The following is a 19,914-nucleotide window of genomic DNA, read 5'->3' on the forward strand; positions in this document are numbered from 1 at the left end:
AAGGGGGCCGTGCGTGACCGCAGAGGCCGTCCAGGCAGCCGCGCGCGCCGAGGCCACCACCCCGAGTGACCACGGGCGCCCGTCGCGCTCCGAGGCCACCGCCCACGGCGACCACGGGCGCCCCCTGCGCATCGCGATGCTCACGTACAAGGGAAACCCGTTCTGCGGCGGACAGGGTGTCTATATACGCCATCTCTCCCGCGAACTGGCCCGTCTCGGCCACACCGTCGAGGTCATCGGCGCCCAGCCCTATCCGGTCCTCGACGGGGGCGTGCCCCTGACCGAGCTGCCCAGCCTGGACCTCTACCGGCAGCCGGACCCGTTCCGTACGCCGAAGCGCGGCGAGTACCGCGACTGGGTCGATGCCCTCGAGGTCGGCACGATGTGGACGGGCGGCTTTCCCGAGCCGCTGACCTTCTCGCTCCGCGCCCGGCGCCACCTCGCCGCCCGCCGCGGCCAGTTCGACGTCATCCACGACAACCAGACCCTCGGCTACGGCCTGCTCGGCGGCCCGGGCGCGCTCGGTGCCCCGCTGGTCACCACGATCCACCACCCCATCACCGTCGACCGGCGGCTCGACCTGGCGGCCGCAAAGGACTGGAAGCGCCGCGCCTCGGTCCGCCGCTGGTACGGCTTCACCCGGATGCAGAAGCGGGTGGCCCGACGGCTGCCGTCCGTGCTCACCGTCTCCGGCTCCTCCCGCCAGGAGATCGTGGACGACCTCGGCGTACGTCCGGACCGGATCCATGTGGTCCCCATCGGCGCCGACACCGATCTGTTCTCGCCGGATCCGGCCGTCCCCGAGGTGCCGGGCCGGATCGTCACCACCTCCAGCGCCGACGTCCCCCTCAAGGGCCTGATCCACCTCGTCGAGGCGCTCGCCAAGGTACGCACCGAGCACCCCGACGCCCATCTGGTGGTCGTCGGCAAGCGCGCCGACGACGGGCCGGTCGCCGCCGCCATCGAACGGCTCGGACTGGGGGCCGGTTCCGGCGCCATCGAGTTCGTCAAGGGCATCACCGACGGCGAACTCGTCGACCTCGTCCGCAGTGCCCAGGTCGCCTGCGTCCCGTCCCTCTACGAGGGCTTCTCGCTGCCCGCCGCCGAGGCGATGGCCACCGGCACCCCGCTGCTGGCCACCACCGGCGGCGCCATCCCGGAGGTCGCCGGACCCGACGGCGAGACCTGCCTCGCGGTGCCGCCGGGCGACGCCGGAGCGCTGGCGACCGGGCTGCTCCGCCTCCTGGGCGACGAGGAGCTCCGCCGCAGACTCGGCGCGGCCGGCCGGGAGCGGGTGCTGGCCCGCTTCACCTGGCGGCAGGCCGCCATCGGCACCGCCGAGCGCTACCGCGAGGCGATCGCCCTCCGGGGCGGCCGGACCGCGGCCCCCGTCCCGGGCACCTAGACCGGCCTCACAGTCCCCCACATCCCACAGTCCCTCACAGTCCCACAGCCCCCACCGCCACCACCCGCCGCCGGACGAAAGCAGAACGCCGTGCTGACCGTCGACTTCTCCCGCTTCCCGCTCGCCCCGGGCGACCGCGTGCTCGACCTGGGGTGTGGTGCCGGCCGGCACGCCTTCGAGTGCTATCGGCGGGGCGCGCAGGTCGTCGCCCTCGACCAGAACGGTGACGAGATCCGTGAGGTCGCCAAGTGGTTCGCCGCGATGGAGGACGCCGGGGAGGCCCCGGCGGGCGCGTCCGCCGTCGCCATGGAGGGCGATGCGCTGGCCCTGCCGTTCCCCGACGAGAGCTTCGACGTCGTGATCATCTCCGAGGTGATGGAACACATCCCGGATGACAAGGGCGTGCTCGCCGAGATGGTGCGGGTACTGCGCCCCGGCGGCCGGATCGCCGTCACCGTGCCCCGTTACGGACCGGAGAAGGTCTGCTGGGCACTGAGCGACGCCTACCACGAGGTCGAGGGCGGCCATATCCGCATCTACCGCGGTGAGGAGCTGCTCGGCAAGATACGCGAGGCCGGCCTGGAGCCGTACGGCACGCACCACGCACACGGGCTGCACAGCCCCTACTGGTGGCTCAAGTGCGCCTTCGGGGTGGACAACGACAAGGCGCTGCCGGTGCAGGCGTACCACAAGCTGCTGGTCTGGGACATCATGAAGAAGCCGCTGGCCACCCGGCTGGCCGAGCGGGCGCTCAATCCGGTCATCGGCAAGAGCTTCGTGGTCTACGCGACCAAGCCGCATCTGCCGGAGGCGACGGCCGCGGACGGGACGACCCGGTCCGCCACGACCAAGAGGTCCGCCGCGACCAAGGGCTCCGCCGCGTCCAAGGGCTCTGACGCGACCAAGCGGTCCAGCGCGACCAAGGCCTCCGCCGCGACCAAGCGCTCCGCAGGGACCGCCAAGTGACGAGCCCTGGACGCACCGAACGGCTCGTCCTGCCCGGGGTGCTCACCGCCGAACAGGCGGCCCGTACGGTCGCCGGCATCCTGGCGGCCCAGCGCGAGGACGGCGCGATCCCCTGGTTCCGGGGACACCACCTCGACCCGTGGGACCACACCGAGGCCGCCATGGCCCTGGACGCGGCCGGCGAACACGGGCGCGCCGAGGCCGCGTACGACTGGCTGGCCCGCCATCAGAACCCGGACGGGTCCTGGTACGCGGCCTACGCCGACGGCGACGCCGGGGCACCCACCGACCGGGGCCGGGAGACCAACTTCTGCGGCTATATCGCCGTCGGCGTCTGGCACCACTACCTGTCCACCGGCGACGACGCCTTCCTCGACCGGCTGTGGCCCACGGTCTACGCGGCGATCGAGTACGTCCTGGAGCTGCAGCAGCCCGGCGGCGAGATCGGCTGGAAGCGCGAGGACGACGGCACACCCGTCACCGACGCCCTGCTGACCGGCTCGTCCTCCCTCTACCAGGCGCTGCGCTGCGCCCTCGCGTTCGCCGAACACCGCGAGGAGCCGCAGCCCGACTGGGAGCTGGCCGTCGGCCGCCTGGGCCACGCGATACGCAGCCACCCCGAGCGGTTCCTGGAAAAGGCCCGCTACTCCATGGACTGGTACTACCCCATCCTGGGCGGCGCGGTGCGCGGCGAGGAGGCCAGGCGCCGTATCGACGCGGAGTGGGAGCGTTTCGTCGTGCCGGACCTGGGCGTCCGCTGCGTCCTGCCCAACCCCTGGGTCACCGGTGGCGAGAGCGCGGAGCTGGCGCTGGCGCTGTGGGCGATGGGGGAGTCCGAGCGGGCCGTACAGATCCTCACGTGGATCCAGCACCTCCGCGCCGAGGACGGTATGTACTGGACCGGCTATGTCTTCGACGACGACGCGATCTGGCCACGGGAACGGACCTCTTGGACGGCCGGCTCGCTGCTGCTCGCGGTGGCGGCAGTGGGCGGTGACGAGGCCACGACCTCGGTCTTCGGCGGTGAACGGCTGCCGACCGGCCTCGACCCGGACTGCTGCCGGTAGGCGGCCGCGCTGCCGGTGGGGGTCCGCTGCCGGTGGGCTGACCTGTACGGGTCGGGTCTTCCCCGTATGGATCACCCCGGGTGGCGGGGGCACGGCGGGCAGGGCAGGCTGCGGATAAGTGGATTGCGGCGAATCAGCCCGCCGGAGTCGTGTCGCGCTCTTCTCCCCGTCCTGTACCGGAACTCGCAGCGACGGTAGCGGCACCCTCCGGCGGGCCATCCGTGCGATCGGCGACCGGGAGGTGCCGCCACCCCCGGCACAATTGAGCAAATGAGTGGCCGCACTCGCCGGCATCGCCCTAATGTGCGATACATGACTCTCCAAGGCTCCCTCACCCATGAGGAATACTGCGCCCAACTCCTCATCGAGACCGAGAAGTTCCGGGCGGCGGTACGCCATGGCGATCTCTCCGCGACCGTGCCGACCTGCCCGGACTGGACACTGGCCGATCTCGCCCGGCATGTCGGCGGCGCGCACCGCTGGGCGGGCACGATCGTCGCCACCCGAGCGACGGAGAACGTCGATTTCGCGGACGTCCCGGAGGGGGCCGGTCCGGCCGGCGAGGACGCGGCGGCCCTGGACGCCTGGCTGGCGGAGGGCGCGGAGCAGGCCGTGGCCGCGCTGCGCGAGGCCGGTCCCGATACAGAGGTGTGGACCTGGGCGCCGGTGCGGCGGGCGGGCTTCTGGGCCCGTCGGATGACGCACGAAACGGTGATCCACCGGGCGGACGCCGCACTCACCTCGGGCGCTGCCTTCGACGTACCGCCCGAGGTCGCCGCCGACTGCCTGGAGGAGTGGCTGCAAATGGTCGGCCTGCCGGAGTTCGCGGCGCGCAAGCCCGAGATGGCCGGCGTACTGGGCCCCGGCCGCACGCTCCACCTCCACGCGACCGATGCGCCACCGGAGCTGGCCGCGGAGTGGCTGATCGACCTCACCGGCGACGCCGTCACCCACCGCCGGGCCCATGAGAAGGCCGCCGTCGCCCTGCGCGGCCGGCTCACCGACCTTCTCCTGGTCATCCTCCGCCGGCAGCCGGCCGATTCCGGGAACGTGGACATCCTGGGCGACCACACGCTTCTGGACCGGTGGCTGAAGGTCGTCACCTTCGCGTGACGAGGGCGGACGCCAGGAGCGGGACCAAGGCCAGGTGCCGGACCAAGGCCAGGAGCCGGGGGCAGGTGTCGGACCAAGGTCAGGCGTTGGACCAAGAACGGGTGGACAGCACCAGCGAGTACCCATCCGGGTCCCGGACGGTCACGCCCCAGGTGTCCCAGTAGGGATTGTGCGCGGGCACGCGCATGCCGCCGTGTCGTTCGAGCCGTGCCACCAGAGAGGCCGGCACCGGTTCGCCGAGATAGACCACCAAGAGGTCCTCGGGGGTCGGCTGCGGGTCCACGGGGGCGAGCGGATCGTGGACCAGCTCAAGGTGCCAGGCGGCATGCGGCCAGCCGACCATCAGGAGTGAGTGCTGGTGTGGGCCTGGAGTGCCGTCCGACGCGTGCCGGTACAGGATCTTGAGGCCGAGGCCGGAGACCCAGAACCGTTCCGCTGCTGCCAGATCACGTGACGGGCGCGCGATACGCACATGTGCGGTGCTGTTGGCCGGCATGCTGTCGCCTCCTGCTGGGTCGACTGGTCGTGAGGGAAGAACCGTCGCACCGGAGAGTAGGGGGCAAACGATCATGTGCGTATCGGGCGTTGGCCTTAGGGCCTGTCGTTCAGCAGGACCTGTCGTTCAGCTCGGCCAGGATCCGTAGCGTGTGCGGGTCCGGGGCGGTGATCAGCAGATCGGTGACCGGGCCGGAGCGCCACAACTCCAGGCGTTCGGCGATCCTTTCGCGTGGACCGACGAGGGAGATCTCGTCGGCGAAGGCGTCCGGGACGGCGCGCACGGCCTCGTCCCGGTGGCCTTCGAGGAAGAGTCGCTGCACCCGCCGGGCCTCCTCCTCGAACCCCATCCGTGCCATCAGATCGGCATGGAAGTTCTTGGCCGCGTGGCCCATACCGCCGATGTAGAAGCCGAGCATCGCCTTGACCGGCAGCAGCCCCTCGGCGACATCGTCGCAGACCACGGCGCGTGCCAAGGGGGCGATGAGGAACCCGTCCGGGGCGTCGGCGAGTGAGGCCCGGTAGACGTCGGTGCGCTGTGGGGACCAGTACAGCGGCAGCCAGCCGTCCGCGATCCGGGTCGCCTGGGCGATGTTCTTGGGGCCCTCGGCGCCCAGGAGGACGGGCAGATCGCGGCGTAACGGGTGGGTGATGGGCTTGAGCGGTGTGCCGAGGCCGGTGCCGTCCGCGCCGCGGTAGGGGTGGGCGTGGAAGAGCCCGTCCACCTCCACCGGCCCCTCGCGGCGCAGCACTTGGCGGATCACGTCGACGTATTCGCGGGTGGCGGTCAGCGGGCTCCTGGGGAACGGCCGTCCGTACCATCCCTCGACGACCTGCGGTCCGGACAGCCCCAGGCCCAGCAGCAGCCGGCCGCCGGAGAGGTGATCGAGGGTGAGGGCGTGCATCGCCGTGGCGGTGGGCGTACGGGCGGCCATCTGGGCGACGGCGGTGCCGAGCCGGATGCGTGAGGTGTGGGCGGCGATCCAGGTGAGCGCCGTGAAGGCATCCGAGCCCCAGGCCTCCGAGGTCCACACCGAGTCGTAGCCCAGCCGCTCCGCCTCACGGGCGAGTTCCAGGTGCCGGGGGTCGGGGCCACGGCCCCAGTAGCCCAGTGCCAGACCGAGTCGCATACGGGTCGCCTCCCCGGGACGCCGGCCGTCGGCCACTGACGGTGTGTCAGGTGCGTCGGCCCGGCGAACTGTACGGCCGTCCGGCGGACACCGCAACGGCCCCCCGCCCGTAGGGGACGAGGGGCCGCGAAAGGACCGTTGGCCCGTCCGGAAGTCCGGAGGCCCGGAGGCCCGGAGGGCGGTACACCGGTGGTGCACCGTGCGGACGGTGGTGCGTCCGGTTCAGCCGCGCTGGATGCCGGTGGTGTCCTGCAGGACGCCGCGCCGGCCGTCCTGGGTCTGCGCGATCAGGGCCTGGCCGCGCTGCTCCACCGCGAGGTACCAGGTGCCGGGCGCCAGTTCGGCGATCGGCGACGGTGAGCCGTCCTCGCCGTACAGCGGACGCGCGACGGGCACCGCGAACCAGAACGGCGCGAAGTCCGCCGGGGCCCCGCCCGCCGGAGTGCCGCTCGACGGGGTGGCGCCTGCCGGGGTGGCGCCCGTCGCGCCGCCGGACGTGGCATCGCCCGGGGCCTGCTGCCCGGGCATCTGGCCGGACTGCTGGCCGCCCGGGTAGCCATAGCCGTAGCCCTGGTCCGCCTGCTGCTGGGTGCCGGGGTAGCCGTAGCCCGGGGTGGCGCCGGCGCCGTACGGGGCGGCGGCCTGCGGCTTGGGGGCGCTGATCAGGGCGGCTTGCAGCGCCGGGACGAGAGGCGTGGCGATGGCGCCGCCGGCCAGGATCAGCGCGGCGATCAGGCCGAGGATCAGACCGGCGCCGGCGTTGGCGCCGACGATGCTCCAGAACGCCGTCCACGCGGCGAAGACGCTCAGGGCGACACCGAACTGGGCGAGGTCGATACCGATGACCTTGCGCGGCTGCGGCAGCATACGGGTGACGGCGATGATCGCCGCGGCGATCACACCGGCCAGGTAGATGCTCATCAGCGTGGGCAGCGAGTCCCAGGCGTTGAGGCTGCTGACGTTCTGTGCCGCGGCTTCGCAGTACTTGGCGTACGGGCCGGTGCAGTCCGGGGCGCCGCTGAAATCGAGGAACGAGGCGATGAACAGCAACACCGCTGCTCCGATCACCACGCCGTCGCCTCGAGTGAGGGAGCGGATGTTCACGTAAGGGTCCTTTGTCTCTTTCGTGGGTCTGGTCGTCGCGGTTGCGGTGCGCGCGGTGCGAGGCACGGCGGTGGCCACCCATCGTAGAGGGGAACCTATCGCCGGATCCGGCGGGCCGTCCCCTTCGTTTCGGCGCGCTGCCGGACGTCGTCTCGAAACCGGTAGTCGATCGCCAGGGCCGGCGTCTCGGGACGTACGTTCACCTCACCGTCTCAAGGCGCCCGTTCGCCGCGTCGGACGTCGTTCACCGTGTCGGGAATCCGGATCGCTGATCAATGCCTCAAGAAGCCGGATCAAGGCGTTGAGGCGACGGACCAAAGCGTCAAGAAGCCGATCAAAGCGTTAAGGAGTCGGCTCAAAGCGTCAAGAAGTCCGTAATGCCCTTGGTGATCCCGCGGGCGGCCTTTTCCCGCCACTGGGCGTCGGTCAATTGCGCGGCATCTTTCGGATCGCGCATATTGCCGCATTCGAGGAACACCTTGGGGACGCCGGAGAGATTGAGGCCGCCGAGATCGGAGCGGACGTCGAGGCCGTTGCCGTCGCCGAGGTAGTTGGACGGCGCACTCCCGGTCGCCGCGCGGAATTGGCCGGCCAGCCGTTCGCCCAGTTGCCGCGAGGGCCCGACGATCCTGGAGGTGTCGGCCCGGCCGGCGGTGACCCGTGCGGGGAGGATGACGTGGAAGCCGCGGTCGCCGATACCCGAGCCATCGGCGTGGATCGAGACCGCGGCATCGGCGTGCGCCCGGTTCCCGATGGCCGCGCGCTCGTCCACGCACGGCCCGTACGGGCGGTCGTCGTCGTGGGTCAGGACCACCTTGACGCCCTGCCGCTCCAGGAGGGCGCGGGCGCGCCGGGCGACGTCCAGGGTGAAGGACGCCTCGGCGTAACCGTCTTCGGTGGCGGTGCCGGTGGTGTCGCACTCCTTCCGCCCATTGCCGATGTCCACCAACTGGGCGATCTGCCGGCCGTGGTCGCGGTTGCGCAGGTTGTGACCGGGGTCGAGCACCACGGTCCGGCCTTCGAGGCCGCTGTGCGGACGGGGCTCGGCCTGCCCGTGCCCCGGGCCGCCCGGTCCCGTCGTGCGGTCGCCTCCGCGTGCCCCGCCGTCTCCCCGCGACTCTCCGTCCCCGGGCGCGTCCCCCGCCGGCCGGCTCGGACTCGGCGCGGGCTGCCCCGCTCTCGCCGGCTCGCCGCCGTCACCGCCCGACGAGCGCAGGGCCAGCCAGCCTCCGAAGCCGACGACCACCAGCGCGGCCAGTGCCATCAGGACGGTGCCGCGCAGGCGGCGGTGCGGGGGGAAAGTACTGCCGTTCGACACGTCCGCGATGGTAGCCCGCACCGCCTGCCCGCCCGGATGCCGGGCCTGCCCGCCCGGGTGCCGGCCTGCCCGCCCGGATGCCGGGTGTTCAGCTACCGGCCCCGGTCCGCCGCAGGACGTGCAGCGACCCGTGCGCCGAGATCTCGGTGAACGCGCCGGAGTCCAGCGCCCTGCGGTAGATCCGGTACGGGGCCTGCCCGCCGTCCGCCGGGTCCGCGAACACATCGTGGATGACCAGCAGCCCGTCGGGGGCGAGGTGCGGCGCCCAGCCCTCGTAGTCGGCGGTCGCGTGCTCGTCGGTGTGCCCGCCGTCGATGAAGACCAGGCCCACCGGCGCCTGCCACAGGGCGGCGATCTGCGGCGACCGGCCCACCAGGGCGACCACCTGGTCCTCCAGACCGGCGGCGTGCAGAGTGCGGCGGAAGGTGGGCAGGGTGTCCATCCGGCCGACCACGGGGTCGACGACGGACGGGTCGTGGTACTCCCAGCCGGGCTGCTGCTCCTCGCTGCCCCGGTGGTGGTCGACGGTGACGGTCGTCACCCCGGCGCCGCGCGCCGCGTCCGCGAGCAGGATCGTGGACCGGCCGCAGTACGTGCCGACCTCCACCAGCGGCAGCCCGAGCGCCGCCGCCTCGACCGCCGCCGCGTACAGCGCGAGCCCCTCGCCCACGGGCATGAAGCCCTTCGCCGCCTCGAACGCCGCGAGGACTTCCGGCCGGGGAGCGCCGTGAGCGCCGGGAGTGCCTGGAGCGTCGTGAGCGGTGGGCGCGGCGGCGGGGCTCGGAGCGGGGGGAGTCGGAGCCGTGGGGCGGCCGGACATGGGCTTCCTCCTGGTGTGCGGTCGGGTGGCTCATCGTGCCGTACGGGGTGGGGAGGGGCGCGTAGGGGTGTACGGCGGGGGAGGGGCGCGGACCGGTGGCGCTGTCCGCCGGTCCACTCTCCACATCCCCGACCGGTATCAACTACACCAACATCACCGGGGGTTGAGGATTCACAGCCCTGCCGCGACCCCGCCTCGGCCCTGCCGCGACCCCGCCTCGGCGTTCCACTTCCCCCCGGCTGCCTTCCGCCCGCGGACCTAGGTCCCGGTCAGGTCGTGGATGCGCCGATATACCGATGCGGTGTGCAACGGTCGAGTGCGACGATGGTCCGCATGCCCCCGATAGCCACGTCCCGCTCCCAGTCCCAGTCCCATTCCCAGACGCCCCGCCGGACCGCCGCACCACCGTGGCTGGTGATGCTGCTGGTCTGCGCCGGACAGTTCCTGGTCGTCCTCGACGTCTCCGTCGTGAACGTGGCGCTGCCCGCCATGCGGACCGGGCTGGGGCTGAGCGAGCTGGGTCTGCAGTGGATCGTCAACGCCTACGTGATCACCTTCGCGGGCTTCATGCTGCTCGGCGGGCGGGCCGCCGACCTCTTCGGCCGTAAGCGGATCTTCGTCCTCGGGCTGGCGCTGTTCACCCTCGCCAGCGTGGGCGGCGGGCTCGCGCAGCAGCCCTGGCAGCTGATCGCGGCCCGTACGGTGCAGGGGGTGGGCGCTGCCGTGCTCTCGCCGGCCACCCTCACGATCCTCACCACGTCGTTCCCAGCCGGCCCGGCACGTACCCGCGCCATCGCCACCTGGACGGCGGTCGGTGCCGGCGGTGGTGTGGTGGGCGGTCTGGTCGGCGGGGTGCTCACCGAGTACCTGTCGTGGCGCTGGGTGCTGCTGATCAACGTGCCGGTCGGCGCGGTGGTGCTGATCGGCGCGGTGCTCTGGCTCACCGAGAGCCGGCAGGGGGTCGCGCGACGGCTCGATGTGCCGGGGGCGCTGCTGGTGACCGGCGGGCTGGGCCTGGTGGCGTACGGAATCGTGCGGACCGAGACGGACGGTTGGGTCTCCTCCTCGGCGCTGCTGCCACTGGCCGTCGGGCTGGTCCTGATCGCGGCCTTCATCGCCGTCGAGGCGCGCGCCAAGGCGCCGTTGATGCCGCTGGGGCTCTTCCGGCTGCGTTCGGTCTCGTCCGCGAACGCGGCGATGCTGCTGGCCGGCGCCGCGATGTTCTCGATGTGGTACTTCCTGTCGCTCTACATGCAGAACGTGTTGGGGTATCAGCCGCTACAGGCCGGGCTCTCGTTCCTTCCGCACTCGCTGTCCATCGTCCTGGGCTCCAAGATCGCGCCCCGGCTGATGAACCGGCTGGGCGCCAAGACCCTGGCCGTCGTGGGCGCGGTGATCTCCGCGTCCGGCATGGTCTGGCAGGGGACGATGGGGGTCGACGGAACGTACCTCGGCACCCTGCTGGGGCCCGGCATCCTGATGGCGCTCGGCGCGGGCCTGACCGCGACTCCGGTCGCCTCCATCGCCACGTCCGGTGCCGACCCCGCCGACCAGGGCCTGGTCGCCGGCCTGATCAACACCTCCCGTCAGATGGGTGGCGCACTGGGGCTGTCGGTGCTGTCCACGGTGGCTGCGTCCCGCATCGAGGCGGGGCACGGCCCGAAGTCCCTGGCGGACGGGTACGCGCTGGCCTTCCAGGCCGGCTCGGCGGTACTGCTGGCCAGTATCCTGCTGATGATCATCGCCTTGCCGCGCCACCGGGCGGCCGCGGCGCAGGGAAGCTGACCTGCGGACCGGCCCGGTCCGCAGGTCGGCCCAGCCGCCCGGCCCAGCCCGCCTCAGCTCGACAAGGTGCTGACCCGAGGCCCGCAAGATGACGCCGTGGGCGGGTCGGGTACTTCCGGGGGCGGGGCGGATGGGCTATACATGAGAGCCATCGGCTAGAACGCGTTCTAGAAGTGTGTCCATGTGCGCCGGGTGAGCGCGGCCGCGCCGACCAGATGCGACCCCGGCCAGGTCGACGGTGCGGACGGCCGGGCCGGGGTCTTCACGCCGTGGTGAAGGAGAGCAGCGACCCATGCCGATCGATGCCGCCAAGGCCACTTCCGCGGAGCCCCGGGCCACCGAACTCGCCTGGGACCACAAGGACGTACAGCTCTATCACCTCGGCATCGGCGCCGGCGCGCCCACTCCGGAGAAGCCGCACCCCGCTACCGACCCGGACGAACTGCGCTACACCCTGGAGAGCGCGCTGCACGTCCTGCCCAGCTTCGCCACCGTCGCGGGATCGGGGTCTCCCCGGCTAGAGCGAAGCCGAGAGCTTGGGGAAGGAATGGCGGTGGTCGGCGGCCTGTCGGCGCCCGGTATCGACGTCGACCTCGCGGCCGTCCTGCACGGCGGGCAGACCGTCACCCTGCACCGCGCCATCCCGGTGCGCGGCCGCGCCACCCAGACCTCGTCCGTCCCGGCCGTCTACGACAAGGGCAAGGCCGCCGTCATCGTGCTGCGCTCCGAAGTCGCCGATGACGACGGTCCGTTGTGGACCTGCGACACCCAGATCTTCGTCCGTGGCGAGGGCGGCTTCGGGGGCGACCGCGGACCCTCGGTGCGCCTCGACCTGCCCGAGCGCGCCCCCGACCTGAGCACCGAGCGGCACATCCGTGAGGACCAGGCGCTGCTCTACCGCCTCTCCGGGGACTGGAACCCGCTGCACGCCGACCCGGAGTTCGCCGAGCTCGCCGGCTTCGACCGGCCGATCCTGCACGGACTGTGCACGTACGGAGTCGCGCTCAAGGCGGTGGTCGACACGGTGCTCGGTGGTGAGGTGTCGAAGGTGCGGTCGTACGCCACGCGGTTCGCGGGGGTGGTCTTCCCGGGCGAGACGCTCGGTATCCGGATGTGGCGGGAACCCGGGCGGGTCCAGGTGTCGGTCACCGCACCCGGGCGGGACGACGCGGCGGTGCTGGCGGACACCGTCGTCGAGCACAGCTGATCGCCGTCCGCTGTTCGCCGTCCGCTGTTCACCGTTCGTCGTTCGTCGTTCGAGAGGAGCCGTGACATGCGCGCAGCCGTACAGCACGAGACCGGGCAGGACAAGCTCGATGTGCTCGACGACATCGAGGCGGTGGGCTTCGGCCCCGGGAAGGTCAGGATCCGCATACGGGCGACAGGGCTGTGCCACTCGGACCTGTCGGCGATGAGCGGCGTGCTGCCGCAGCCCGCGCCCTTCGTTCCCGGTCACGAGGGCGCCGGGGAGATCGTCGAGGTCGGCGACGGCGTCACCGGCCTGGGCCAGGGCGACCGTGTGCTGATGTGCTGGCTGCCCGCCTGCGGCAGCTGCCCATCCTGCAAACGCGGTCAGACCCACCTCTGCCTGACCGGATTCATGAACGCCGGTACGCCGAACTTCCAGCGCCCCGGTGGGCAGGTCTTCGGATTCGCCGGCACCGGTACGTTCGCCGAAGAGGTCGTGGTCGCGGCCAACTGCGCGGTCCCGATCCCGGACGACGTCCCGTACGAGATCGCCGCGCTGATCGGCTGCGGCGTGACGACCGGGCTGGGCGCCGCCCTCAACACGGCCGAGGTGGCGGCCGGGTCCTCGGTCGCGGTGATCGGGTGCGGCGGCGTCGGCATCTCCACCATCCAGGGCGCGAAGGTCTCCGGCGCGGCACAGATCGTCGCCGTCGATCCGGTGCCCGGCCGCCGGGAGGCCGCACTGCGCTTCGGCGCGACCGAAGCCGTCGCCCCCGAGGAGTTCGCCGATGCCAAGGCCCGGATCACCGCGGGGGAGGGCTTCGACTACGTCTTCGAGGTGGTCGGCGCGTCCGCCACCGCCCGCACGGCCTACGAGATGACTCGGCGCGGCGGCACGCTGTGTGTGGTCGGCGCGGGCGCCATGGACGACACCTTCCGGGTCAACATGTTCGAGCTGTTCTTCGACGAGAAGCGGATCCTGCCGTCCCTGTACGGAGGCGGAGATGTGCTGCGGTCCTACGAGCGGGCGATCGCCCTGTGGCGGGCCGGCCGGATCGACCTCGAAGGCCTGATCACCCACCGCGTCCGGCTCGCCGAGATCAACGAGGCCCTCGACCAGATGCGTTCGGGGACCGCGCTGCGCACCTGCATCGAGATCTGACCGCGTGCAGAGCCGTCTGGCTGTAGGAAGAGCCGTTTGGTCGCAGGGGAAGCCGCCTGGCCGCAGGAAGAGCCGTTTGGCCGCTGGAGAGGACAGGAGCAGGAATGGCAAAGCCACTTGAGGGCCTGACCGCGATCGTCACCGGGGCCGGACGCGGTATCGGCCGTGCCGAGGCCCTGGAACTCGCCCGCCTGGGCGCGCACGTCGTGGTCAACGACTACGGGCAGAACGATGACGCCGAGGACGTCACCGCCGAGATCCGCGCGGCCGGTGGTCAGGCGGTGGCACACCTAGGTGACGTCGCCGACCACGAGCAGGCCCGTGCGCTCGTCCAGCTGGCGATCGACACGTACGGGCAACTCGACATCCTGGTCAACAACGCGGGCATCCTGCGCGACCGGATGGTGTTCTCGATGACCGAGGACGAATGGGACGCTGTCATCCGCGTCCATCTCAAGGGCCACTTCAACACCATCCGGTTCGCAGCGGCCCACTGGCGTGAGCGCGCCAAGGCGGTCGGCGGCCCGGTGTACGGCCGGATCGTCAACACCTCATCGGAGGCGTTCCTCGCGGGCTCGGCGGGCCAGCCCAACTACGCCGCGGCCAAGGGCGGCATCGTCGGCCTGACCACCTCCACGGCGCTGGCGCTGGCCAAATACGGTGTGACCGCCAATGTGATCTGCCCGCGCGCCCGCACCCGGATGACCGAGGAGATCTTCGCCGGCTTCGCAGAGCCGGCGGACGGCGCGCTCGACGCGCTCGCGCCGGAGCACGTCGCACCGCTCGTCGGCTATCTGGCCTCACCGGCCGCGGCCAAGGTCAATGGCCAGTTGCTGGTCGTGCACGGCGGAATGGTCGCGGTCGTCGAACGTCCCCGGGTCGCCGCCAAGTTCGACACCACCGAGGGGGTCTTCGGCTTCGAGGAGCTGGACGGCCTGCTGACGCCGTACTACGCCTCGCGTCCGCCGAACGAGACCTTCGCGGCGGCCGAGGTACTGGGCCTCAAGCACGGCGTCAAGCAAGGCTGACGGGCCGGGGCCGTGGTCGCCACCCCCCGGGACTCGGGATGTGCGTGGAGACCACGGCCGGAATGGCCGGTAGGTGCGTCCTGCGTTCTTCCGCCTGCGTTCTTCTGTCGGCGTTCTGCTGCCGGCGTCCTTCCGCTACGTGCGAGGTGTTACTGGTCCCGGCGGTGCCGGCCGTGGGCGGCCGATTCGGACTCGTCCGTGGCCGCCGGGCCACGGTGCCTGCCTGCGCCGGCGGCCTCGGCGGCCTGGGCGGATGCCTCCTGAGGGCGCGCCTGGGTCGTGTCGGTTCGGGCTTCGGACATGGGAAGAGTCACTCCGTCAGATCGCTTACGGCTCTGCGCGTCGGAGCCTCGCCCGACGACCGCCGAGGCTGCCCCCGAACGGCACCGTCGACGGCCGGTCAACCGGCTGCGTAGCCCCGCCCAAAAAGTCTAACCGGGTGGGAAAACAGGCTCCACTGGGACTACCGAGGTGCGAGGGGCGCCTGTTGCAGGGGGACTGGCCTGCACATCGGGGGATGCGCGGGGGCGTGCTGCGGTTCCCCGCCGAGGACTTGGGCATGTGCAGATCCTGTGGAGTGGTTGTCGGCATCCACCGCATCCGGCATCACCCCTCCGTCGGTTGCGGCGGTGATCCCGATGTTCTCGACGTTCTCGATGTCCCCGATGTCCCCGAAATTCCTGACACCAGCCCTCGGGGGCGCGCCCTCCAGACTCGTCAGCCTCTCCAGGCCTTCCAGCCCCTCCAGGCCCTTGAGACCTTTCAGACCTCTCAGGCCCTTCAGTTTCACCGGCCCCTTCAACTCCACCGGCCCGTCCAGTCGTACCGGTCCGTTCCACTTGACCGGCCCGCTCCCTCTCGTCAGCCGGTTCGCCTCCTCCTTCCCGGCCCTCCTCTCCTTCCCCACCGGCTCCCACGCCCGCACCGGCTCCCATTTCCCCACCCGGCGTACCGTTTCCGCTGCCTCCGATGCCTCCGCTGCCTCCACCACTTCCGCCGTCTCCGTCGGTTCCGCCGCCCCCACCGTTGCCCTCCGCCGCACCGGCTCCGCCGGCTCCGGCGGTAGCGGTACGGTCACCCGCGCCACCCCGCACGGCTCCAGGCCCGTCGCACACGGCAGCAGCAGTTCGCCGCCCGCCGTCCACAGCCCGGTGCCCGCCAGCCACCCGGCCGGTACGGGCAGTTGCCGCAGCTGCCGCCCCATCGGCCGCCAGGTCCCCAGCCAGGTGCCGTGCGGCGCGTCCATACGGAACGCGACCGCGCAGCTCTCGGGCGCCAGCATCTGCCCCGGTTGGACAGCGAACGGAGTGAGGGCGAGCGGAGTGATGGCGGCGCTCCGCCCCGCTTCCCCCGCGCCCCGCTCGCGCCCCCCGGAAGCGGGTCCGACGGGCCGCAGGCATTCGGGGAAGCGCACCGGTCGCCTGCTGCCCAGTACGCCCCAGCCGAGCCGGTCCTCTCCGGGGGCGTCCGACCGTACGAGCAGCAGTCCGCTGTCCGGATCGGCGAGCAGCAGCCGGTCATTGCTCTCCTCGGTGATCTGCAGCAGCAGGCCGGTCTCGCCGCTCCGCTCCAGATCGACCGTGATCGTCTTCGTTCGGCCGTCCAACTCCCGGTCCAGGGCGAGCAGTCGGCCGCTGCGGTCCAGCCAGGCGCCGCCCGTGCAGCGCCCCGGGATCTCGGCGATCCGCTCGGGCCCGCCCGTGCCGCCGTGCACCAGCCACAGGCCGGTGCGGTGCTCCCCGGGGGCCAGGGCGAAGCCGAGCGTTCCCTTGGGAGAGGGCGGCAGCAGGGTGAGTTCGGGTGCCTCCACGGCACCCAGTAGCAGTTCGCCGGTCCCGGGGCCCGTCGGGTAGAGCAGGGAGACGGCGAAGCGGTCGGCGACCCGGCGCAGGATCAGCACCCGGCCGTCCGTGAGCGGCAGCAGTTCGCTGTCCGGCTCTTCGGGCTGGCTGCCCGGCAGGGGGACGGCGTACGGCTCGGGGCCGCTCAGCGTCCAGCGCTCCGGGAACCAGCTGCCGGCGGCGTCGTCGTGACGGGCGAGCCGGGCGCCGTACGAGCCGTCGGCGGCGATCGTCAGAGCCGCACGGCGCGGGCTGTCCGGCGCGTGAGCGCCCTCAGTGGCACAGATCGTCATCGAGTGGTCACCTCCAGTGGGCAACCGAAGCTACTTTTCGCACTTCCGGCCGATCAACGCGAGTTGCTGCACTTCACGCATAAGGGTGGCGGTCGTCCGGTTCGCCGGTGGCGGGCCGGGTGGTTGTGCCTTCCGTTGCGATGGTGGGTTACCCGGTTACCCGGCTACCCGTTGTCGCGACGGTGGGTCACCCGTCGCGACGGCGGTGACGGCGGTGACGGCGGGCGAGCGTCCCGGCCGGCGGGGGCAGGGCCGGTGGGGCCCCTGCCCGGGCGCGGTGGTCGCGCGTCCTGCCTCGACCGACGCCCGTCCTGTCACACCCGGGAGGTAATCTTCCACCCGTGCCCGTACTGTCTGAAGTCCTCGCCGCGCTCGACGCTCTCTGGCCCCCCGAGCGGGCCGAAGGGTGGGACGCCGTAGGCACGGTCTGCGGTGACCCCGATGCGGAGGTCCGCCGTGTGCTGTTCGCCGTCGACCCGGTCCAGGAGATCGTCGACGAGGCGGTGCAGCTCGGCGCCGACCTCCTCGTCACCCACCACCCGCTGTACCTGCGCGGCACGTCGACGGTCGCGGCCTCGACCTTCAAGGGCAAGGTCGTGCACACCCTCATCAAGCACGACATCGCGCTGCACGTGGCGCATACCAACGCCGACACCGCCGACCCGGGTGTCTCCGACGCCCTGGCCGGCGCCCTGGATCTGCGGATCCTCCGCCCCCTGGTGCCGGATGCGAGCGACCCCTCGGGCCGCCGCGGCCTGGGCCGGATCTGCGAGCTGGCGCATCCGATGACGCTGGCCGAGTTCGCCTCGTACGCCGCGGCCCGTCTGCCGTCCACCGCGCAGGGCATCCGGGCGGCCGGCGATCCGGAGCGCGAGATCCGGACCATCGCGGTGTCCGGCGGCTCGGGCGACAGCCTCTTCGGCGACGTCCGGGCGGCCGGTGTGGACGCCTTCCTCACCGCCGATCTGCGCCACCACCCGGCCTCCGAGGCCACCCAGCACACCCGCGACGGCTCGCCGGCGCTGCTCGACGCCGCCCACTGGGCCACCGAGTGGCCGTGGTGCGAGCAGGCCGCGGCCCAGCTCGACGCGGTCTCCGACCGCCACGGCTGGGGACTGCGTACGCATGTCTCCCATACGGTCACCGACCCCTGGACCGCCCACGCGGCGTCCACCCCCCTGTTCACCCCGACGCACACCACAGGAGCCCCACGCTGAACGCCGCGCCCGCCGACCAGATCCGCCTTCTCGACGTCCAGGCACTCGACGTCCGGCTCACCCAGCTCGCACACCGGCGCAAGAACCTCCCGGAGCTGGCCGAGCTGCAGACCCTGGAGGCCGACCTCACCCAGCAGCGCGACCTGCTCGTCGCCGCGCAGACCGAGGAGAGCGACACCCTCCGCGAGCAGACCAAGGCCGAGCAGGACGTGGACCAGGTGCGCCAGCGCGCCGCCCGCGACCAGCAGCGCCTGGACTCCGGCGCCGTCACCTCGCCCAAGGACCTGGAGAGCCTCCAGCACGAGATCGCCTCGCTGGCGAAGCGTCAGGGCGATCTGGAGGACGTCGTCCTGGAGGTCATGGAGCGCCGCGAGGCAGCCCAGGAGCGGGTCGCCGAGCTGACGGCCCGGGTGGACGCCATCCAGGCCAAGGTCGATGACGCGGTGGCCCGTCGGGACACCGCGACCGACGAGATCGACACCGAGGCCGGCACGGTCACCAAGGAGCGCGAGCTGACCGTCGCCGACATCCCCGCCGATCTGCTCAAGCTCTACGACCGCATCCGCGCCAAGGAGGGCGGCATCGGCGCGGCCCGCCTCTACCAGCGCCGCTGCGAGGGCTGCCGCCTGGAGCTGAACATCACCGAGCTGAACGACGTACGGGCGGCCGCCGCCGACACCGTCGTGCGGTGCGAGAGCTGCGGCCGGATCCTGGTCCGTACGCCCGACTCGGGCCTGTAGGCCGCCATGCCGCGCACGCTGGTCGTCGAGGCGGACGGCGGGTCCCGGGGCAACCCGGGGCCGGCCGGCTACGGCGCGGTCGTCCTCGACCCGGAGACGGGGCAGGCGCTCGCCGAGGCCGCCGAGTTCATCGGCACCGCGACCAACAACGTCGCCGAGTACAAAGGCCTGGTGGCCGGTCTGCGAGCAGCGCATGCGCTGGATCCCGAGGCGCGGATCCAGGTGCGGATGGACTCCAAGCTGGTCGTCGAGCAGATGTCCGGGCGCTGGCAGATCAAGCACCCGGACATGAAGCCGCTGGCCGCCGAGGCCAGAGCGGTCTTCCCGCCCGGACAGGTCAGCTACGAGTGGATCCCCCGCTCCAGGAACCAGCACGCCGACCGGCTCGCCAACGAGGCGATGGACGCGGGCAAGAACGGCAAGCAGTGGGAGCCGGGGGACTCCCGGGCGGCGCTGGCCGCCACATCCGCCACACCTGCCACACCCGCTACATCCGCCACCGGGCCCGCCCGCAGTGCCGCCGCCCGCGCCGCGGACAAGGCGGCGGACGAGGCCGCGGAGGCTGCCGAGGCGGGGGAGGCGGGCGCCCCGCCGGCCGGCTGGGGCAGCCCCGACCTCGGCGTACCGGCGACCTTCGTCCTGCTGCGGCACGGCGAGACGGCGCTGACGCCCCAGAAGCGGTTCTCCGGCAGCGGCGGCACCGACCCCGAACTCTCCGCCGCCGGACGCCGCCAGGCGGCGGCGACCGCCGCCGCGCTCGCCGCCCGGGGCACGGTCCAGGCCGTCGTCAGCTCACCGCTGCGCCGCTGCCGGGAGACCGCACAGACCGTCGCGGACCGGCTCGGCCTGGAGGTACGCGTCGAAGACGGCCTGCGCGAGACCGACTTCGGCGCCTGGGAGGGGCTGACCTTCGCCGAGGTGCGCGAGCGCTTCCCCGACGACCTCGACGCCTGGCTCGCCTCGTCCAAGGCGGCGCCCACGGGAGGCGGCGAGTCCTTCGCGACGGTCGCCCGCCGGGTCGCCGTCGCCCGTGACAAGCTCCTGGCCCGGTACGCGGGCAAGACCGTGCTGCTGGTCACGCATGTCACGCCGATCAAGACCCTGGTCCGGCTGGCCCTCGGCGCCCCGCCGGAGGCGCTCTTCCGGATGGAGCTCTCCGCGGCCTCGCTCTCCGCGGTCGCGTACTACGCGGACGGCAACGCCTCACTGCGGCTGCTGAACGAGACATCGCATCTGCGGTAG

The 19,914-nt window shown here is 72.2% G+C and carries 18 protein-coding genes; 11 read left to right on the forward strand and 7 right to left on the reverse strand.

Going from position 1 to position 19,914, the window contains the following annotated elements:
- The first annotated feature begins 13 nt into the window (after positions 1 to 13).
- From AZE13_RS22810 to AZE13_RS22825, 4 genes are all read left to right on the forward strand, one after another.
- Positions 14 to 1,405 carry a glycosyltransferase family 4 protein gene (locus AZE13_RS22810; RefSeq protein ID WP_066935109.1) on the forward strand — a complete coding sequence of 464 codons (1,392 nt, stop codon included), beginning with the start codon at positions 14 to 16 and terminating at the stop codon, positions 1,403 to 1,405.
- Between the two features lie 90 nt (positions 1,406 to 1,495).
- Positions 1,496 to 2,371 carry a class I SAM-dependent methyltransferase gene (locus AZE13_RS22815; RefSeq protein ID WP_066935112.1) on the forward strand — a complete coding sequence of 292 codons (876 nt, stop codon included), beginning with the start codon at positions 1,496 to 1,498 and terminating at the stop codon, positions 2,369 to 2,371.
- Positions 2,368 to 3,438, forward strand: a complete 1,071-nt coding sequence (locus tag AZE13_RS22820; protein WP_066935116.1) for a prenyltransferase — start codon at positions 2,368 to 2,370, stop codon at positions 3,436 to 3,438. Before AZE13_RS22815 ends, AZE13_RS22820 begins: the two co-directional genes overlap by 4 nt.
- A gap of 312 nt (positions 3,439 to 3,750) precedes the next feature.
- Positions 3,751 to 4,551, forward strand: coding sequence for a maleylpyruvate isomerase family mycothiol-dependent enzyme (locus AZE13_RS22825; RefSeq protein ID WP_066935119.1), 801 nt, complete (start codon positions 3,751 to 3,753; stop codon positions 4,549 to 4,551).
- A gap of 79 nt (positions 4,552 to 4,630) precedes the next feature.
- On the opposite strand, the gene AZE13_RS22830 is transcribed toward AZE13_RS22825, so the two are convergent.
- The 5 genes from AZE13_RS22830 to AZE13_RS22850 all read right to left on the reverse strand — a co-directional run bounded on the left by AZE13_RS22830 (position 4,631) and on the right by AZE13_RS22850 (position 9,418).
- Positions 4,631 to 5,047 carry a VOC family protein gene (locus AZE13_RS22830; RefSeq protein ID WP_066935123.1) on the reverse strand — a complete coding sequence of 139 codons (417 nt, stop codon included), beginning with the start codon at positions 5,045 to 5,047 and terminating at the stop codon, positions 4,631 to 4,633.
- A gap of 109 nt (positions 5,048 to 5,156) precedes the next feature.
- A complete protein-coding gene (locus AZE13_RS22835; protein WP_066935126.1) occupies positions 5,157 to 6,176 on the reverse strand; it encodes an LLM class F420-dependent oxidoreductase in 1,020 nt (339 codons plus the stop codon).
- A gap of 222 nt (positions 6,177 to 6,398) precedes the next feature.
- Positions 6,399 to 7,280, reverse strand: a complete 882-nt coding sequence (locus AZE13_RS22840) for a DUF5336 domain-containing protein (protein WP_066935132.1) — start codon at positions 7,278 to 7,280, stop codon at positions 6,399 to 6,401.
- Between the two features lie 355 nt (positions 7,281 to 7,635).
- Positions 7,636 to 8,598, reverse strand: coding sequence for an N-acetylmuramoyl-L-alanine amidase (locus AZE13_RS22845; RefSeq protein WP_258527934.1), 963 nt, complete (start codon positions 8,596 to 8,598; stop codon positions 7,636 to 7,638).
- 88 nt (positions 8,599 to 8,686) lie between these two features.
- The gene (locus AZE13_RS22850; protein WP_066935135.1) at positions 8,687 to 9,418 is read right to left on the reverse strand and encodes a class I SAM-dependent methyltransferase; all 732 of its coding nucleotides are present in this window, start codon (positions 9,416 to 9,418) and stop codon (positions 8,687 to 8,689) included.
- 324 nt (positions 9,419 to 9,742) lie between these two features.
- Here AZE13_RS22850 and AZE13_RS22855 point away from each other — a divergent pair, with 324 nt between their 5' ends.
- From AZE13_RS22855 to AZE13_RS22870, 4 genes are all read left to right on the forward strand, one after another.
- Positions 9,743 to 11,203 carry an MFS transporter gene (locus tag AZE13_RS22855; protein WP_079124283.1) on the forward strand — a complete coding sequence of 487 codons (1,461 nt, stop codon included), beginning with the start codon at positions 9,743 to 9,745 and terminating at the stop codon, positions 11,201 to 11,203.
- A 292-nt stretch (positions 11,204 to 11,495) separates the two neighbouring features.
- Entirely contained in the window at positions 11,496 to 12,410 is a 915-nt protein-coding gene (locus AZE13_RS22860; protein WP_066935142.1) for a MaoC/PaaZ C-terminal domain-containing protein, read from the forward strand.
- Positions 12,411 to 12,476: 66 nt separating this feature from the next.
- Positions 12,477 to 13,553: a Zn-dependent alcohol dehydrogenase gene (locus AZE13_RS22865; protein WP_066935144.1), complete on the forward strand. Its 1,077-nt coding sequence runs from the start codon at positions 12,477 to 12,479 to the stop codon at positions 13,551 to 13,553.
- A gap of 104 nt (positions 13,554 to 13,657) precedes the next feature.
- Positions 13,658 to 14,581, forward strand: a complete 924-nt coding sequence (locus AZE13_RS22870; protein ID WP_066935147.1) for a 3-oxoacyl-ACP reductase — start codon at positions 13,658 to 13,660, stop codon at positions 14,579 to 14,581.
- A gap of 149 nt (positions 14,582 to 14,730) precedes the next feature.
- Here AZE13_RS22870 and AZE13_RS37050 read toward each other — a convergent pair whose 3' ends face one another.
- Both AZE13_RS37050 and AZE13_RS39290 read right to left on the reverse strand, forming a co-directional pair.
- On the reverse strand, positions 14,731 to 14,883 hold the full coding sequence (locus AZE13_RS37050; RefSeq protein WP_181690419.1) for a hypothetical protein: 153 nt from the start codon (positions 14,881 to 14,883) through the stop codon (positions 14,731 to 14,733).
- 161 nt (positions 14,884 to 15,044) lie between these two features.
- A complete protein-coding gene (locus tag AZE13_RS39290; protein ID WP_066935149.1) occupies positions 15,045 to 16,715 on the reverse strand; it encodes a hypothetical protein in 1,671 nt (556 codons plus the stop codon).
- A 341-nt stretch (positions 16,716 to 17,056) separates the two neighbouring features.
- Here AZE13_RS39290 and AZE13_RS22880 point away from each other — a divergent pair, with 341 nt between their 5' ends.
- From AZE13_RS22880 to AZE13_RS22890, 3 genes are read left to right on the forward strand one after another with little or no spacing between them, the layout of a single operon-like run.
- A complete protein-coding gene (locus AZE13_RS22880) occupies positions 17,057 to 17,932 on the forward strand; it encodes a Nif3-like dinuclear metal center hexameric protein (protein WP_066935151.1) in 876 nt (291 codons plus the stop codon).
- Entirely contained in the window at positions 17,929 to 18,672 is a 744-nt protein-coding gene (locus AZE13_RS22885; protein WP_181690425.1) for a zinc ribbon domain-containing protein, read from the forward strand. Before AZE13_RS22880 ends, AZE13_RS22885 begins: the two co-directional genes overlap by 4 nt.
- A 6-nt stretch (positions 18,673 to 18,678) precedes the next feature.
- Positions 18,679 to 19,914 (forward strand): bifunctional RNase H/acid phosphatase, encoded by a 1,236-nt coding sequence (locus AZE13_RS22890; RefSeq protein ID WP_066935154.1) that lies wholly within the window; start codon positions 18,679 to 18,681, stop codon positions 19,912 to 19,914.

The sequence above is a fragment of the Streptomyces sp. NBRC 110611 genome (genome assembly GCF_001590865.1).
Classification (GTDB): Bacteria; Actinomycetota; Actinomycetes; order Streptomycetales; family Streptomycetaceae; genus Streptomyces.

What these genes read in the sequence shown, in the direction of transcription:
- AZE13_RS22825 (WP_066935119.1), top strand. Translation starts at nt 3,751, where the DNA reads ATGACTCTCCAAGGCTCCCTCACCCATGAGGAATACTGCGCCCAACTC.
- AZE13_RS22830 (WP_066935123.1), bottom strand. Translation starts at nt 5,047, where the DNA reads ATGCCGGCCAACAGCACCGCACATGTGCGTATCGCGCGCCCGTCACGT.
- AZE13_RS22835 (WP_066935126.1), bottom strand. Translation starts at nt 6,176, where the DNA reads ATGCGACTCGGTCTGGCACTGGGCTACTGGGGCCGTGGCCCCGACCCC.
- AZE13_RS22850 (WP_066935135.1), bottom strand. Translation starts at nt 9,418, where the DNA reads ATGTCCGGCCGCCCCACGGCTCCGACTCCCCCCGCTCCGAGCCCCGCC.
- AZE13_RS22855 (WP_079124283.1), top strand. Translation starts at nt 9,743, where the DNA reads ATGGTCCGCATGCCCCCGATAGCCACGTCCCGCTCCCAGTCCCAGTCC.
- AZE13_RS22860 (WP_066935142.1), top strand. Translation starts at nt 11,496, where the DNA reads ATGCCGATCGATGCCGCCAAGGCCACTTCCGCGGAGCCCCGGGCCACC.
- AZE13_RS22865 (WP_066935144.1), top strand. Translation starts at nt 12,477, where the DNA reads ATGCGCGCAGCCGTACAGCACGAGACCGGGCAGGACAAGCTCGATGTG.
- AZE13_RS22870 (WP_066935147.1), top strand. Translation starts at nt 13,658, where the DNA reads ATGGCAAAGCCACTTGAGGGCCTGACCGCGATCGTCACCGGGGCCGGA.
- AZE13_RS37050 (WP_181690419.1), bottom strand. Translation starts at nt 14,883, where the DNA reads ATGTCCGAAGCCCGAACCGACACGACCCAGGCGCGCCCTCAGGAGGCA.
- AZE13_RS39290 (WP_066935149.1), bottom strand. Translation starts at nt 16,715, where the DNA reads ATGACGATCTGTGCCACTGAGGGCGCTCACGCGCCGGACAGCCCGCGC.
- AZE13_RS22890 (WP_066935154.1), top strand. Translation starts at nt 18,679, where the DNA reads ATGCCGCGCACGCTGGTCGTCGAGGCGGACGGCGGGTCCCGGGGCAAC.